Here is a 14,289-nt window from a genome sequence, read left to right as displayed (position 1 = left end):
CGGCGATGCCGGTATGCCCGATGATCTGAAGCGCCTGCTTGCCCGTGCTGAGCAGGGCGAGGACGGCGACCCGGACGCCTATAACCCCGATGCCGATGATGAGGAAGAGGAAGACGACGCCGAGCTCGAGGAGAGCTTTGGCGAAGTCGACCGTGGCGCCTCGGCCGGCGAGGATATCAACGGCGGTCAGCTCCAGATTTCGGAGTTCGGTCGCGAGATGAAGCAGTCGTTTATCGAGTATTCGATGTCGGTTATCACGGCGCGCGCCCTGCCGGACGTGCGTGACGGCTTAAAGCCGGTGCACCGCCGCATCCTGTACGCGATGAACGAGAGCGGCATCTACCCCAACCGCCCACATAAGAAGTCGGCCTGGACGGTCGGCGAAGTTATCGGTAAGTACCATCCGCACGGCGACTTCGCGGTCTACGAGGCCATGGTCCGCCTGGCGCAGTGGTTCTCCATGCGCACGCCGCTCATCGACGGTCACGGTAACTTCGGTAACATCGACGGCGACGGCGCGGCGGCCATGCGTTACACCGAGAGCCGCTTGGCAAAGCCCGCCATGGAACTGCTGCGTGACTTGCAGAAGGATACCGTCGACTGGCAGCCCAACTACGACGAATCGCTCGCCGAGCCCGTGGCGCTGCCTGCGCGCTTCCCCAACCTGCTGGTCAACGGCAGCCAGGGCATCGCCGTCGGCATGGCCACCAACATCGCCCCGCATAACCTCACCGAGGCGATCGAGGCCACCTGCTACCTGATCGACAACCCCGACGCCACCGTCGACGAGCTCATGCAGATCATGCCCGGTCCGGACTTCCCCACCGGCGCCATCATCATGGGCAGCGCCGGCATTAAGCAGAGCTACGAGACCGGCCGCGGCTCCATTACCGTGCGTGCCAAGGCACATGTGGAGTCCACCAAGACCGGCCGCAGCCGCCTGGTCTTTACCGAGATTCCCTACATGGTCAACAAGGGCACCCTGCAGGAGAAGATCGCCCAGCTCGTCAACGACAAGCGCATCGAGGGCATCTCGGATATGCGCGATGAGTCCAACCAGAAGGGCATCCGTCTGGTCATCGAGCTCAAGAAGGGCGTCATTCCGCAGGTCGTGCTCAACAACCTGTATAAGTACACCTCGCTGCAGACGACCTTTGGCGCCAACAACCTGGCGCTCGTCAACGGCGTTCCCAAATGCCTGAGCCTGCGCGAGATGCTGCAGCACTACATCGATCACCAGGTCGACGTCGTTACCCGCCGCACCCGCTTCGACCTTAAGAAGGCCCAGGCCCGCGCGCATATCCTCGAGGGTTACCTGATGGCTCTCGACCATATCGACGAGGTCATTAGCATCATCCGCTCCTCGCAGACCGACTCCGAGGCCAGCAGCCGCTTGATCGAGCGCTTTGGCTTTACGCCCGAGCAGACTACGGCCATCCTCGAGATGAAGCTGCGCCGCCTGACCGGCCTGGAGCGCGACAAGATCCAAGAAGAGTTGGACGGCCTGCGCCGCGCCATCGCCTACTACGAGGACCTGCTGGCGCATGAGGAGAAGATCCTGGGCGTCATCAAGGAAGAGATGCGCGAGATCTCCAAGAAGTTTGGCGACAAGCGCCGCACCGAGATCAGCCAGGTTGAGAAGGACCTGGATGTCGAGGACCTCATCGCCGACGAGGACATGGTCGTGACCATCACCCACACCGGCTATGTCAAGCGTATCCCGGTGGCTGCCTACCGCGCCCAGAAGCGCGGCGGCAAGGGCGTATCGGGCGTCAACCTCAAAGAGGACGACGTTATCGACGAGATGTTCATCGCGTCCACGCACGAGTACGTGCTGTTCTTCTCGAGCAAGGGCAAGGTCTATCGCCTGAAGGTGCACGAGCTGCCGGTGGGTACGCGCCAGGCGCGCGGTACCGCGATCGTCAACCTGCTGCCCTTCGAGGAGGGCGAGAAGATCGCGAGCGTCATCAGCTGCCGCGAGTTCCCGGCCGACGAGTACCTGATGTTTGCCACCAAGAGCGGCATGGTCAAAAAGACCGTGATGAGCGCATATGACCGCAGCCGTCGCGACGGCCTGATCGCTATCAACCTGCGTGACGACGACGCGCTGCTGAACGTGCGCCGCGTGCGCGAGGGCGACAAGATTATCCTGGCCACCACCGCGGGCAAGGCGATCATGTTCTCCGAGGAGCAGGTGCGCGCCACCGGCCGCGATACCAGCGGCGTTCGCGGTATCGGTCTGAAGGACGGCGTGAGCGTTCTGGGCATGGAAGTCACTAACGGCAACGGCGATCTATTCGTCATCACCGAGCGCGGCTACGGCAAGCGCACGCCGGTCGCGGACTACCCGGAGCAGAATCGCGGCGGTCAGGGCGTCTACACCATTCAAATGACCGAGCGTAAGGGTAACCTCGCGGCCATGAAGACGGTGGGCCCGCAGCACGAGCTGTTCATCGTGACGGAGGGCGCGACGGTCATTCGCGTCAAGACCGACGAGATCAGCCAGACCGGCCGCGCCACCCAGGGCGTCAAGATGATGACCGTCGACGACAACGACCGCGTATGCGCTGTCGCCCGCATGACGGCAGCCAAGGAAAAGCCCGAAGGCGAAGCCACAGAAAACGGCTCTGCTTCCGAAGAAACCCCTGTCGATCTAGGCGACGGCAACGACATGCCAGAAGATCTCCTCGACGAGTAAGAGGCCCTGGCTGGTAGAAAATATCAGACCCCATATATCGGCGGTCGGCGCACTGCGCGCCGACCGCTTTTTTGAAAACCTTGGGACCCCATGGTCGCTGGGCTGGCGAGGTGGTTTTGGTTTGTCGCGAGTTCCGCACGCAAAGAAGGCCACTTAATGTGGCCTTCGTCTTGCGCAGGACTGTCCGAGCAGCAAACCAAAACCATCTCGCCAGCCCAGCGACCACCCATTACAGTCTGAAATAGGTCATCGATAAATTTCGATGGCGAGCATTCGGCGCATTGCCTACGATACGGGCAAGCCCCGAGGGGCCGCCGATCGGGCGCCTCCGGATGGCCGTCTGCCCCTGCCCCGTAGAGGGCCCGGGGGGTGTTGCCACCGGGGGCGCTCGCCGCTCCGGACGACTGATAGGAAACTGCCGGGCGCAAGCGCCACGGCCAGGTAATGTGGGTGTCGCGGGGAGGGGTTCCGATCGGCCTACCGATTGGAGGATACCACCGTGGCACCAATTAGAATGTCGGAAGCCGTCATCGGGCTCGATGTCGGGAAATCGTCCCACTGGGCATGCGTCGCGACTCGAGACGGCGAGGTGCTGTTGAGCACCCCCGTCGCGAACAGGGAGGACGACCTGGACTCGCTGTTCGGCCGCTTCCCCGATGCGCTCGTGGTCGTCGACCAGTCGCGCAACATAGGCGCCCTCGCGCTCGCCCGCGCCAGGGCGGCCGGGATGTCGGCGGCGTACCTGCCGGGACTCGCGGCGCACGGGGCCGCCAGGCTCTTCGCCGGCGACGCCAAGACCGACGAGCGAGACGCGATGGTCATCGCGAAGACGGCGCTTGGCATCCCCGACGCGCTCCTGCCGGTCGGAGACCCAGGTCCGACGATTGCGGCGGCGAGGGCGCTGGCCGCCCAGAGGAACTTCCTGACCTGCGAGAACACTAGGAATAAGAACCGGCTGCGCAGCATCCTGCTGGAATCGTGCCCCGCCTTCGAGGCACTGGTCGACCTGTCCGACGGGCCCCAGCTGAGGCTCATGGCATCCCTCGGCGGGGCCTGGTCGGTAGCCGACGCCGGGCCCCGCAGGGCGGCGGCGCTCACGCGTGGGGCGGCGCGCGGTAAGATCGAGGCCCTCGTCCGCTCGACAACCTCCTCGACAAGGCCGGATGCGTCGGTCGTCGCCGCCGAGGACCGGGCGGTGAAACTGCTCGCGCGCAGGATATCCGAGAACTCGGCGGAGATCGAGGCGATCACGGCGGAGATCTCCGCCCTGCTCGAGGGCGACGATACCTACCGATGCCTCCTGACGGTGCCGGGCATCGGGCCCAAAACCGCTTCCGAGCTTGCGATCTCCATCGACATCGAAGACTTCCCCAGTCACGACAGGCTCGCGTCGTACTGCGGCCTGGCGCCGCGCAACCGCCAGTCGGGAACCTCGATCTCCTCGGTGACGGCATCGCGCCAAGGCAACAAGAGGCTGAAGAACCTGCTCATATTCTCATGTAACTGCCTCACCCGGACAGAGGGGAGATGGGGCGACTACTACACCAGGTGCCGAGAGCGGGGCATGTCGCACGGCAAGGCGCTCAAGGCGCTGGCGCGAAAGAGACTGAAGGTCATCTACGCGGTCATGCGAGACAGGGTGCCTTACGCAGCCTAGCCGAAACGCACCGAGCAGACTGAAGCCCACCGGCCTAATGGCTTGGCGTCAGCATGCCGCGATTCGGTCGCACGAAGAGCATTTCCCAGTTGACAAAACTATAGGAACACCCCCCAAAGATTTTCAAAAAAGTTGTTGACGCGCGCGTAACGACTCGTCTAATATATCCCTTGCGCGATGGACCTGTAGCTCAGTTGGTTAGAGCGTCCGGCTGATAACCGGGAGGTCACAAGTTCGAATCTTGTCAGGTCCACCACTTTCTTTCGCAATAAACACCCCAGCGAGAGCCGAGTCGCCGCTGGGGTGTTTATTACTGTCTCCGTGGGGGTTTAGCTCAGCTGGGAGAGCGCGGGCTTTGCAAGCCTGAGGTCAGGGGTTCGATCCCCCTAACCTCCACCATGATGGACCTGTAGCTCAGTTGGTTAGAGCGTCCGGCTGATAACCGGGAGGTCACAAGTTCGAATCTTGTCAGGTCCACCATCAAAACTGTGAAGAGCCCTGGGGCATTGCCTCGGGGCTTTTTTCTTGTCTGCGATAAATCTCATTTTGGTTTTGTGTGCTGTGCGAAAGATTGGGTAGTATAGCTATTCAATGCGGCGGACTGCCGCGTGTTAACCGCTACGTACCGGAGGTGTTCCATGGTTCGTGTCGACATAGAGACCATCGTCATGGCCGCCGGTCCCGTGCCATCGCTTATCGTGCTTCGCGAGCGCTGCAGCAAATCGGACTCGCCCGCGCCGCTGCGTTCCCTTTCCATTCAGACTGGTTCGTTTGAAGCCGCTGCCATCAGCCGCGGCATCGATAGCGGCCGCGCCGAGCGCCCGATTACCCATGACCTGTTGCTCGATACTGTTGGCGCCCTGGGCGCCAAGCTCGAGCGCATCGAGATCGTTCGCGCCGAGCCGCCGGTGTTCTACGCGACGATCGTCGTACTGGCCGATGGTGACGAGCGCAAGATCGACGCCCGCCCCAGTGATGCCATTGCCCTTGCCGTGCGCAGCAATGCCCCCATGTTTGTGGAGGACGACATCATGAATCGCCTGGGCACTGTTTCTACCCACGCCGAGGAAGTCGACGACGAGCAGGAGTTCGAGAAGTTCGACGAGTTCGTCCATACGCTCTCCCCCGATGACTTCTAAATGCGGGGCGTCCAGGCTGCGGAGCGTTCGCTGATGGCCGGCGGTATGTCGGCTGAGGCGGCTGCAATCGTCCGCGAGGCCCAGATGCGCTCGGAGGCTTCTGAGGCGGCTCGCATTGCCTATGTGACGCAGGCCCGCACGCTTCGCGAACGCCGCGGCTCGTTTATCAAGATGGTTGTCATCTCCGCCCTTGTTGCGGCAATCTGCTCGCGCCTTCGTGGTACAGTTGGTGCGCTTGGGTTTTCGATCTCTACGGGCCTGGTGATCTGGGGCGTGGTCGATGCGGTCATGCTGACCAGTCAGATCAAGGTGCTCGACAAGCGCGCAGCGGACATGATGCGCGCCCGCGACGCTGCCGCCAGGATCGCCGCCGAGGCACAAGAACTGTAACGACGCCAGACTCGATGGGAAGGTCTAAAGATGGCACAGGATATGCAGGACGCCGGTAACGTCTCCGCCGAGCTCGACGCCATGGTGTGCGATCTGATCGGCGCGTTCTTGGACGACCTTGCCGCCGGTGAAAACCCTGGCGTGGTCGTGGCAATTGAGGACGCCGCTTCCAACCGTTATCTGGCGGCGCTCGATGAGGATGGCGAAGAGGCGTGCCTCGAGGCGGCCACCAACTTTATCTCCGAGCACAAGATGGGTCTTAAGGACGAGGGCCTGGGCCGTATCGCTCGCTATGCCATCGGCTACACCGGCTGCGTCGAGATTGACGGCGGCTATCACGATGCTCTGCTCGTGAGCTTCTTCGAAACCACGCTCGAGAGTGGTTTTTCGGCATATGTGCTGTATGAGGGCATGGGCGCCGGCGATGGTTTTATGTGGAGCGACCCTGAACCTGCAGGTGAGGAAACCCCTCTCATCTAAAATCGCTAAAATAAACGAGTTTTCGGTAAAAGGCTCAATATTCCCGCCGAGCGTTGCGTTGCTGGGTGGGTCGCATACGCGTGCCGGTTGTATATAGATAGAAGATAGGGGAACTACATGCGCGTAGACAATCTGAGGAACATCGCCATCATCGCCCACGTCGACCACGGCAAGACGACGATGGTCGACAAGCTCCTGCGTGCCACGGACGCCTTCCGTGCCAACCAGCAGGTCGAGGACCGCGTCCTGGATTCCAACGACCAGGAGCGCGAGCGCGGCATTACGATTCTCGCCAAGAACATCTCTATCGAGTACAAGGACGTCAAGATCAACGTCATCGACACTCCGGGCCACGCCGACTTTGGCGGCGAGGTCGAGCGCGTGCTGCGTATGGCCGACGGCGCCCTGCTGCTGGTCGACGCCTTTGAGGGCCCCATGCCCCAGACCCGCTTCGTGCTGCGTCACGCTATCGACACCGGCCTTAAGATCATGATCGTCATCAACAAGATCGATCGTCCGGGCGCCAATCCCGAGAAGGCCTACAACGACTGCCTGGACCTCATGGCCGACCTGGGCGCCACCGACGACCAGCTTGAGTTCGCCATGGAGCACGTGGTCTACGCCAGCGCCATGAATGGCTTTGCCCGCCTTGACCCCAACGACGGCAACATGGACATGTACCCGCTGCTCGACATGATCATCGACGACATGCCTGCGCCCGAGGTTGACGAGAACGCCCCGCTGGCCATGCAGTGCGTGACCATCGACCACTCCAACTTCGTCGGTCGCATCGGTATCGGCCGCGTGTACTCTGGCACCATCCACCAGGGCGACCAGATTCTGGTTGTGAAGAACGACGGCTCCAGCGCCACCGCTACCGTCAAGCAGCTCTTTACCTTCGACTACCTGGGCCGCACCGAGTGCCAGGAAGTCGGCGCCGGCGATATCGCCGCTGTCGTGGGTATTGACCGCACCGATATCGGCGATGTTTACACCGACCCCGAGAACCCTGTCGAGCTCGAGCCCATCGAGATCGACCCGCCGACCCTGTCCATCGTCTTTGAGGCTTCGACCTCCCCGCTCGTCGGCCGTGATGGCGACATCGTGGGCGCCCGTCAGCTCAAGGAGCGCCTGTTCAACGAGGCCGAGAACAACGTGACCATGAAGATCGAGGAGCTCGAGGACAAGAGCGGCGTCGAGGTCTCTGGCCGCGGCATCCTGCACCTGTCCGTCCTGATGGAGTCCATGCGCCGCGAGGGCTTTGAGTTCCAGGTCGGCCGTCCCCGCGTTCTGTTTAAGAAGGACGAGAACGGCAACAAGATGGAGCCTGTCGAGCAGGCCGTCGTCGAGTGCCCGGACGAGTACTCGGGCAAGGTCGTTGAGGTCTTCGGTACCTCCGGCGGCATCATGACGAGCATGGACACCTCGGGCATCGTGACGCACCTCGAGTTCAAAATCCCGACGCGCGGCATCATGGGTCTTAAGAACCGCATCATGAACGTCACCCACGGCGAGGGCGTGTTCTACCACACCTTCCTGGAGTATGGTCCTTATGCCGGCGAGATCGGCAACCGTCAGAACGGCGCCATGATTTCTATGACCACCGAGAAGGCCGTCGCCTACGCTCTGGGCACGTTGCAGGAGCGCGGCCAGCTGTTCGTTGAGCCGGGCACCGAGTGCTATGAGGGCATGATCGTGGGCGAGCGCAGCAAGGCCGGCGACATGGTCGTCAACATCGCCCGTACCAAGAACCTGGGCAACCAGCGTTCCTCGACCTCCGATATCTCCGTCCAGCTGGTGCCGCCCCGCACCTTCTCGCTGGAGGAGGCGCTGGAGTACATCGCCGACGACGAGCTGGTCGAGATCACTCCCAAGAACATCCGCCTGCGCAAGCGTCTGCTCAACGCCACCGACCGCAAGAAGGCTGCCGTCCGCGCCGGCCAGGTCAACAAATAAGCGCTGGGCTTTATAGCGACTAACAAGAAAGGGCGTCGACCGCAATGGTCGGCGCCCTTTTTGGTGCAAGGGGACAGGTTACTTTGCACCACGGTGGAGGAGGTTATCCCCCGAGCGGCTTTCCAGCCAAAGTAAAGTTGTTTAAACATATACATAATTCCACAGGATATAACCGCTTTGATACAAAACCGTTAACAGATAAATATCAACTGGTATTACATTAAAAGACCTCTTTACCAGCGGTTTACATGACTGTTATCTATATTGTATTTTATGCATTGTGGCATAGACGAACCGTCTTAGAAGTTGCCCCCAATGGGTTCTTGCAATGCGCTAGGTAGGTTCTCGTAGATGTTGGGGCTTGTGTTCGATCCGACGATTCGCCGTATTCCACACTGTGTTGTAGGAATTAAGGGACAACTATGGACGCACACCGCTCGCGGTCGCTTGGTATGGCGGCCCTGATCTTCATTTTGATTAGCCTCACCGCCGCAGTTTTTCACGGCGCATCCCCCGTGCGCGCCGATGACGTTGCGAAGCCCGATCCGATTGCGATCGATGGGGATACGGCGACGGTTGATGTCAGGCTGTATACCGATGAGCACCACACTCAAAAGCTCGAGGATCCCGTAACGTCCACTTCGACGCTCTATGGAGCTTTCTCGGCACAATTCAAAGGCGGCAAGGCGCCTACGCCCGAGAAGAACATCGCTGTCTATAAGCTGCCCGACACCATTGTCGTTGACGACAACGACGGCGGCGACCTCATGGAGGGTCCGGAAGCCACTGCCGCCAAGGCTGGCACGTGGAAGATTAAGGACAATAAGGTCATCTTTGCGTTTGACAAAAACTGGCTTGCGTCAAACCCTGCGGAGATTTATGTCGGAGCCAATTTCTCGTTCGAGCTTGCAGGCAAGGGCACCGGCTCAGGCAGCAGCGCATCTGTCGTGTTCCCTGGTGTGGGAACGATCAAAATCCCTACCAAGGACGGCAAAGTCACGGGGACGAAGTCGGGGACCTTCTCCCAGGGCGCAGATGGCGTGGCCAAGGTTACCTGGACTGTTACGCTTACCGTAGAGTCGTATGCTACGGACGTTAGCTTCACTGATACGCTGGGCGACAACTTCGGCTTTGTGAACGACAGTTTCAAGCTCGACGGCAAGAAGCTTGACTCCCAGCCGATGATCGACGGCCAGGTCGTAACCCTCGACAGCCTGGGCAACCTTTCCCAGGGCAACCACACGATCACGTACGATACGGTGCTGAAGAGCGGCGTTGCCGCGAACGGCGGCGATTTGATCAAAGCTGAGAATACGGCAACGTGGAATTGGGCTGGCTCAAGCGACAGCGATAACAGAACAGCTACGGCTGAGCCTGTTACATTCGGCTATGACATGATCAAGAAGTCCAATGGCTCAGGCACGCCGTCGGACATCAAGTGGACGGTCAAGCTCAACCAAGGCAAGCTCAAGGCCGACATGAGCGGCTACATGTTCACTGATAATCTGGACGGAAAACAGACGTATACGGGCAACTTTACGGTTTACAAAGGCGACTCGGAGGCGAGCGGAGTCAAGATTTGTGAAAGAAAACTTGAACCTAAGGATAATTCCTTTTCCTATACGTTCCCGAACAACCTTGAGGATAAGTACGCCACCTACTGCATCGTTTATCACACCAAGATGAACGACACGAGCTCGTACGACACTGTGCGCAACAGCGCGGCCATCGAGCGCGGAGGCTCCGTTTCCGGTAGCGATGATGGCAGTTTCACGCCGCAGCTGACGGGTGTTGTGCCGATCGCCAAGAGGCTCGTGAGATACGATGAGGCGGCGACGACGGGCAGGGCGACGTGGGAGACGAAGGTCGCGCTGAAGGCGATCGTCAATGCGGCCCATCCAGGCGAGGTGACGGTGAAGGACACGTTTCAGTCGACATGGTCGCAGAAGCTTGGTGTCGACGAAAGCTCCATTACCATTAAAATCGGCAATACCAAGCTGGTTCCGGGCACCGACTGGAGACCAACGACCAGCTATCCGGGTAATGAAACAAAGAAAAACTACGACCTCAAAATCATCGTTACCGACAACGTGAAAGCCGCTCTCGAGAACGAGGACTACGCCGTTATCACCTACGACACCACATCAGAAGCGCTGTCGGGCTGGTACTCAAACTTCGCAGCGGTCGAAGCACCGGGCCTGAGACTACAGTGGCCGTTCACCGAACCCGTCAAGTACGTTGTCAACCAAGAAACGGCGCCCGCGGTCGAGAAGCCGGAAACGGAGTCGAAGGTGTCTTGGGTCGAGAACTTCGATTGGCATACCGTTGACGGCTCGGATGAGAAGGGCGCCTGGATTGTCGACTGGACGGTGTATGCAAACCGCCAAAAGGGTAATAAGGGCGCAAATGGCGAGTTCGAATACTATGGAGCTGGAAAGCTGGGCGGGAAACCGCTGAATATCGTTGATAGCCTTCCGGATGGTATGAGCTATGTTGCGAATTCCGCAAAGTATACGCTCGTGCAGAACCCCTATGATAAACATACGGGGCTTCATCGCGGAGGCGAGGCCAAGGAGGTCGTTACGGGTCGGACGCTCGCCGCCGACAACGTCAGCCGCAACGGCAATACGGTCACCTTCTCCATCCCCACGACTGAGCTTGAAAGCTATGCCGGCTACGCAAAGCTCACGTACAAGACGGCGGTCAAGCGCGGTGAGCTCGATACCTCCACAAACGAGGTGAAGTTCGCCAACAAGGCCAGCGCCGAGTCGGGAAGCAAGAAGTTCGAATCCGGCAGTGGCACCGTCACCATCAAGAACAACGTTATCAAAAAGACTGGTGAACAGGTCAGTAGTAGCAACCGCATTAAGTACACCATTCTTGTTAACGAGTCTGCCGTTGCCCTTAAAAACGGCACCGACTTCCTTGAGCTCGTCGATACCATGGATGCCAAGTGCACGCTGGTGCCGTCGACGCTTAAGGTCTATGAGTGGGTGTATGGTGCCTGGTCACCGCTGGCTGATAAGGACTATTCGTCGAAGGTGGAGCAGGTCAAGGATGAAACTGGCTCGCGTACGAAGTTGACGCTTAAGGTACCCGACAAGAAATACCTCCAGGTCGAGTATGAGGTTATCCCGACCGGAATCCCTGGCAACAAGGTTCCTCTATCCAATACCGCCATGCTTACGGGTGTGAAGGACGGTTCTGCGACTGATGATCAAACATGGGAAATTAAAAAAGCTTCTGCCAGCGCAGGTGGCAACGGCTACGGCATCACGATGACCAAGTATGACGCCCAGCAGGTCGGTGCGACGCTCGAGCGTGCGGAGTTTACGCTCTACAGCGTGAATATGGACCAGGTTGCAACGGTGGGTATCGAGAATGCAAGGACTAAGTTTGAAGCCGCCCCCACCGACGCCAACGGCAAAATCTCGTTTGGCGCAGAAGACAAGGCGATGGTAAATTGCGTGCTTTACCAGCTCGTGGAGACGAAAGCGCCTGACGGCTATGCCGCGGCGGCGCCCACGTGGATCATGCTTAAGGGTAATGCTGACGATGAGGAGTATCAAACTGAGCTCAATAAAGCGAAGAGCATCGTCAAAGACTCCGAAATCATCGGCGATGACAAAAAGGACGAGATCTGGATCTACGACAATCGCCTAACGGGCTCTGCGGTTATTAAAGCAAAGAAAGTGCTTGAAGGTGGCACTTTCAAGGCGGGGCAGTTCTCGTTCGTGCTCAAGGACGCCGAGGGCAAGGTGCTCCAGACGGTGACTAATAATGACAAGGGAAATGTCTCCTTTGACGTCAAGTACAACAAGGCGGGAACCTATACCTACACCATCTCCGAGGTCGAGCCCGAGGGCGCCGTCGACCATGTTAAAGATCACATCACCTATGACAGGACCGTGTACAACGTCACGGTTAAGGTAACTAATGGCACGGACCAGCTCGACGCCCTAGTTACCTATAACGATGGCTCTCAGAATCCGCCGACCTTTACCAACAAGTACTCGACTACGCTACCTGAGGCGGGCGGGGCTGGCTTGACTATGACATATCTTGCCGGCGCTTCGCTGTTGTGTTTTGCCGCGACGTGGATGCATGCTCGTCGCCACCGTGGTCTTGATCGAGATGGTCGCCGTGAGTAAACTGCACCGCCGCTTGTTGACCGTCATGATGGTGGCCATGACGACTATCCTCGCTTTTGCAGCGTCGCCCGAGACGGCCCGTGCTGCCGATGCCGGAGCCATCACGATTGGCGGCGACGTCGCGACGCAATACGATGCATACCAGCTCTTTTCGGCAACTGTTACCGATAAAGCCGGCTCCGATCAAAAGGTCGCGACGGACTTGGCGTGGGCGAGCGATGCAGCTCGTCAGGCTGTCCTTCCCGTTCTTTATGATGCGGGGTTTGATAGCTCGGCATCGACGGCGCAAGAGGCTGCCGAGTGGCTGAATGCCGACGGACATATGTCGACCGCTCTGGCGGCAAGGCTCGCCTGTGCGATTTGCAATGCAGGTGCCGCTTCTGTTCCCCTCAACGCGGGTATGGCGGCCGAGCTGCCCTGCGGCTACTGGCTCATCGTCGCCGACGACGACGCCATCGACCAGGGCGAGGCCGGCACCGCGCCGATCATGGCCCTGGTGGGCGGTGGCGCCGTCACCGTCAAGCCCAAGGCGGCGACCCCCAAGGTCGCCAAGCACGTGCTGGAGGACGGCACCGCCGCCTGGCAGAAGGCCGCCGACGCCACGGTCGCCGACGACCTGTACTGGCGCCTCTCGGCCACGGTCCCGGCCGGGCTCACGGCCTACGACACCTATACGGTGCGGTTCGTCGACACCATGAGCGCGGGGCTCGACCCCTCCAAGGTGGCCGCGAGCATGCGCGTGTACGCGGCGGCGGGCGCGGACGGCGGCTTCGACGCCGTCTCGGCCGTCAGGGACGGCCGCGCCGGCACCGAGCCCGCGAAGGGTTGGACCGACATCACGGCCCAGTGCGCCACCAAGGTAGCGGCCGACGGCAAGACCTTCACCGTGCGCACCGGCGACCTGATCGTCGCGCTCGGCGGGGCCGACGCCTTCACCGCGGGCGCCCGCGTGGTCGCCGTGTACAATGCGCCGCTCAACGGCGCGTGCAACCACGGCATCGCGAAGGGCAACCCCAACGAGGTGTACCTGCGCTACCCGCGCTCTCCCCTCGCCGACCAGTCCGGCGACGCCGGCTTCACCCGCACGCCGAGCGACGATGCGTGCGCCTACACCTGGGGACTCAGTCTGATCAAGCGCTCAAGCTCAGACGATAAGCCGCTCGCGGGTGCCAAACTGCGCATCATCGACGACCGCGGCCGCATCCTAACGACTGACGGCTCGTGGTCGACGGATGCCGACGCGTGCATCACCACGGACGCGGATGGCCATGTGGAATTGAGCGGTGTGGACGCGGGTGTCTATACCGTCGAGGAAATCGCGGCACCCAAGGGCTACACCGCCTTTGAGGGCAAGCGTACGGTGACGGTTGCGGCTGAGGGTCTGGACGTTAAACAAGTGGCGACCGCGAAGCCCAAGGTGACCGTATCGGTCGAAAACCCTCTGCGGGTTGATACCGCCGATGCCAGGACGGGTTCGATTGAGCTGTCGGTGCTCAACACCCCAAGCAAAGAAGCAGGTCGAGGCTTTATGCCCTCGACGGGAGATAGAACGTTGGTACTGGTGGCGGTTTTGGCTGCCATCGGAGTGGTGGCTATTGTTGTCGCGCTCGTCATCAAGCGGGGAGGAGGTCGCCGTGAAAAATAATTGCCCTTCTTGCTCAATGGCGTACTGCCTCCGTAGCGAGTGACGCACAGGCCTACCGACCTGATGGTCATTGGTTTTGAAAAAGTTACTAGAGAACCCTCCAAGAAAAGCGGGGCACCCGGTCGACATGACCGAGTGCCCCGCTTCGTTTGTTGGTGCAAAGTAACCTGGCA

8 protein-coding genes and 3 tRNA genes are annotated in these 14,289 nt (G+C 60.2%); all 11 read left to right on the top strand.

Going from position 1 to position 14,289, the window contains the following annotated elements:
- Window positions 1-13: 13 nt before the first annotated feature.
- Entirely contained in the window at window positions 14-2,698 is a 2,685-nt protein-coding gene (gyrA, locus tag ACKUTP_RS02105; protein WP_409063872.1) for a DNA gyrase subunit A, read from the top strand.
- A 499-nt stretch (window positions 2,699-3,197) separates the two neighbouring features.
- A complete protein-coding gene (locus ACKUTP_RS02100; protein ID WP_409063376.1) occupies window positions 3,198-4,355 on the top strand; it encodes an IS110 family transposase in 1,158 nt (385 codons plus the stop codon).
- 179 nt (window positions 4,356-4,534) lie between these two features.
- Window positions 4,535-4,611: transfer RNA gene (locus ACKUTP_RS02095), tRNA-Ile, on the top strand.
- Window positions 4,612-4,678: 67 nt separating this feature from the next.
- A tRNA-Ala gene (locus tag ACKUTP_RS02090) sits at window positions 4,679-4,754 on the top strand.
- Window positions 4,755-4,758: 4 nt separating this feature from the next.
- Window positions 4,759-4,835, top strand: a tRNA-Ile gene (locus ACKUTP_RS02085).
- Between the two features lie 158 nt (window positions 4,836-4,993).
- On the top strand, window positions 4,994-5,494 hold the full coding sequence (locus tag ACKUTP_RS02080) for a bifunctional nuclease family protein (protein WP_118238245.1): 501 nt from the start codon (window positions 4,994-4,996) through the stop codon (window positions 5,492-5,494).
- Window positions 5,495-5,884 carry a hypothetical protein gene (locus tag ACKUTP_RS02075; protein WP_409063447.1) on the top strand — a complete coding sequence of 130 codons (390 nt, stop codon included), beginning with the start codon at window positions 5,495-5,497 and terminating at the stop codon, window positions 5,882-5,884.
- A gap of 30 nt (window positions 5,885-5,914) precedes the next feature.
- The gene (locus ACKUTP_RS02070; RefSeq protein ID WP_089572580.1) at window positions 5,915-6,364 is read left to right on the top strand and encodes a hypothetical protein; all 450 of its coding nucleotides are present in this window, start codon (window positions 5,915-5,917) and stop codon (window positions 6,362-6,364) included.
- Window positions 6,365-6,481: 117 nt separating this feature from the next.
- Window positions 6,482-8,320 (top strand): translational GTPase TypA, encoded by a 1,839-nt coding sequence (gene typA, locus ACKUTP_RS02065; RefSeq protein ID WP_006235837.1) that lies wholly within the window; start codon window positions 6,482-6,484, stop codon window positions 8,318-8,320.
- A 422-nt stretch (window positions 8,321-8,742) separates the two neighbouring features.
- Window positions 8,743-12,471, top strand: a complete 3,729-nt coding sequence (locus ACKUTP_RS02060; RefSeq protein ID WP_409063446.1) for a Spy0128 family protein — start codon at window positions 8,743-8,745, stop codon at window positions 12,469-12,471.
- Window positions 12,425-14,116 carry a SpaA isopeptide-forming pilin-related protein gene (locus ACKUTP_RS02055; protein ID WP_409063445.1) on the top strand — a complete coding sequence of 564 codons (1,692 nt, stop codon included), beginning with the start codon at window positions 12,425-12,427 and terminating at the stop codon, window positions 14,114-14,116. The genes ACKUTP_RS02060 and ACKUTP_RS02055 overlap by 47 nt, the downstream gene beginning before the upstream one ends.
- Window positions 14,117-14,289 lie beyond the last annotated feature (173 nt).

This window comes from Collinsella sp. wc0529 (genome assembly GCF_046116875.1).
Classification (GTDB): domain Bacteria; phylum Actinomycetota; class Coriobacteriia; order Coriobacteriales; family Coriobacteriaceae; genus Collinsella.
This window is presented reverse-complemented; position numbering and strand designations above follow the sequence as displayed.

What these genes read in the sequence shown, in the direction of transcription:
- gyrA (WP_409063872.1), top strand. Translation starts at nt 14, where the DNA reads ATGCCCGATGATCTGAAGCGCCTGCTTGCCCGTGCTGAGCAGGGCGAG.
- ACKUTP_RS02080 (WP_118238245.1), top strand. Translation starts at nt 4,994, where the DNA reads ATGGTTCGTGTCGACATAGAGACCATCGTCATGGCCGCCGGTCCCGTG.
- ACKUTP_RS02075 (WP_409063447.1), top strand. Translation starts at nt 5,495, where the DNA reads ATGCGGGGCGTCCAGGCTGCGGAGCGTTCGCTGATGGCCGGCGGTATG.
- ACKUTP_RS02070 (WP_089572580.1), top strand. Translation starts at nt 5,915, where the DNA reads ATGGCACAGGATATGCAGGACGCCGGTAACGTCTCCGCCGAGCTCGAC.
- typA (WP_006235837.1), top strand. Translation starts at nt 6,482, where the DNA reads ATGCGCGTAGACAATCTGAGGAACATCGCCATCATCGCCCACGTCGAC.
- ACKUTP_RS02060 (WP_409063446.1), top strand. Translation starts at nt 8,743, where the DNA reads ATGGACGCACACCGCTCGCGGTCGCTTGGTATGGCGGCCCTGATCTTC.
- ACKUTP_RS02055 (WP_409063445.1), top strand. Translation starts at nt 12,425, where the DNA reads ATGCTCGTCGCCACCGTGGTCTTGATCGAGATGGTCGCCGTGAGTAAA.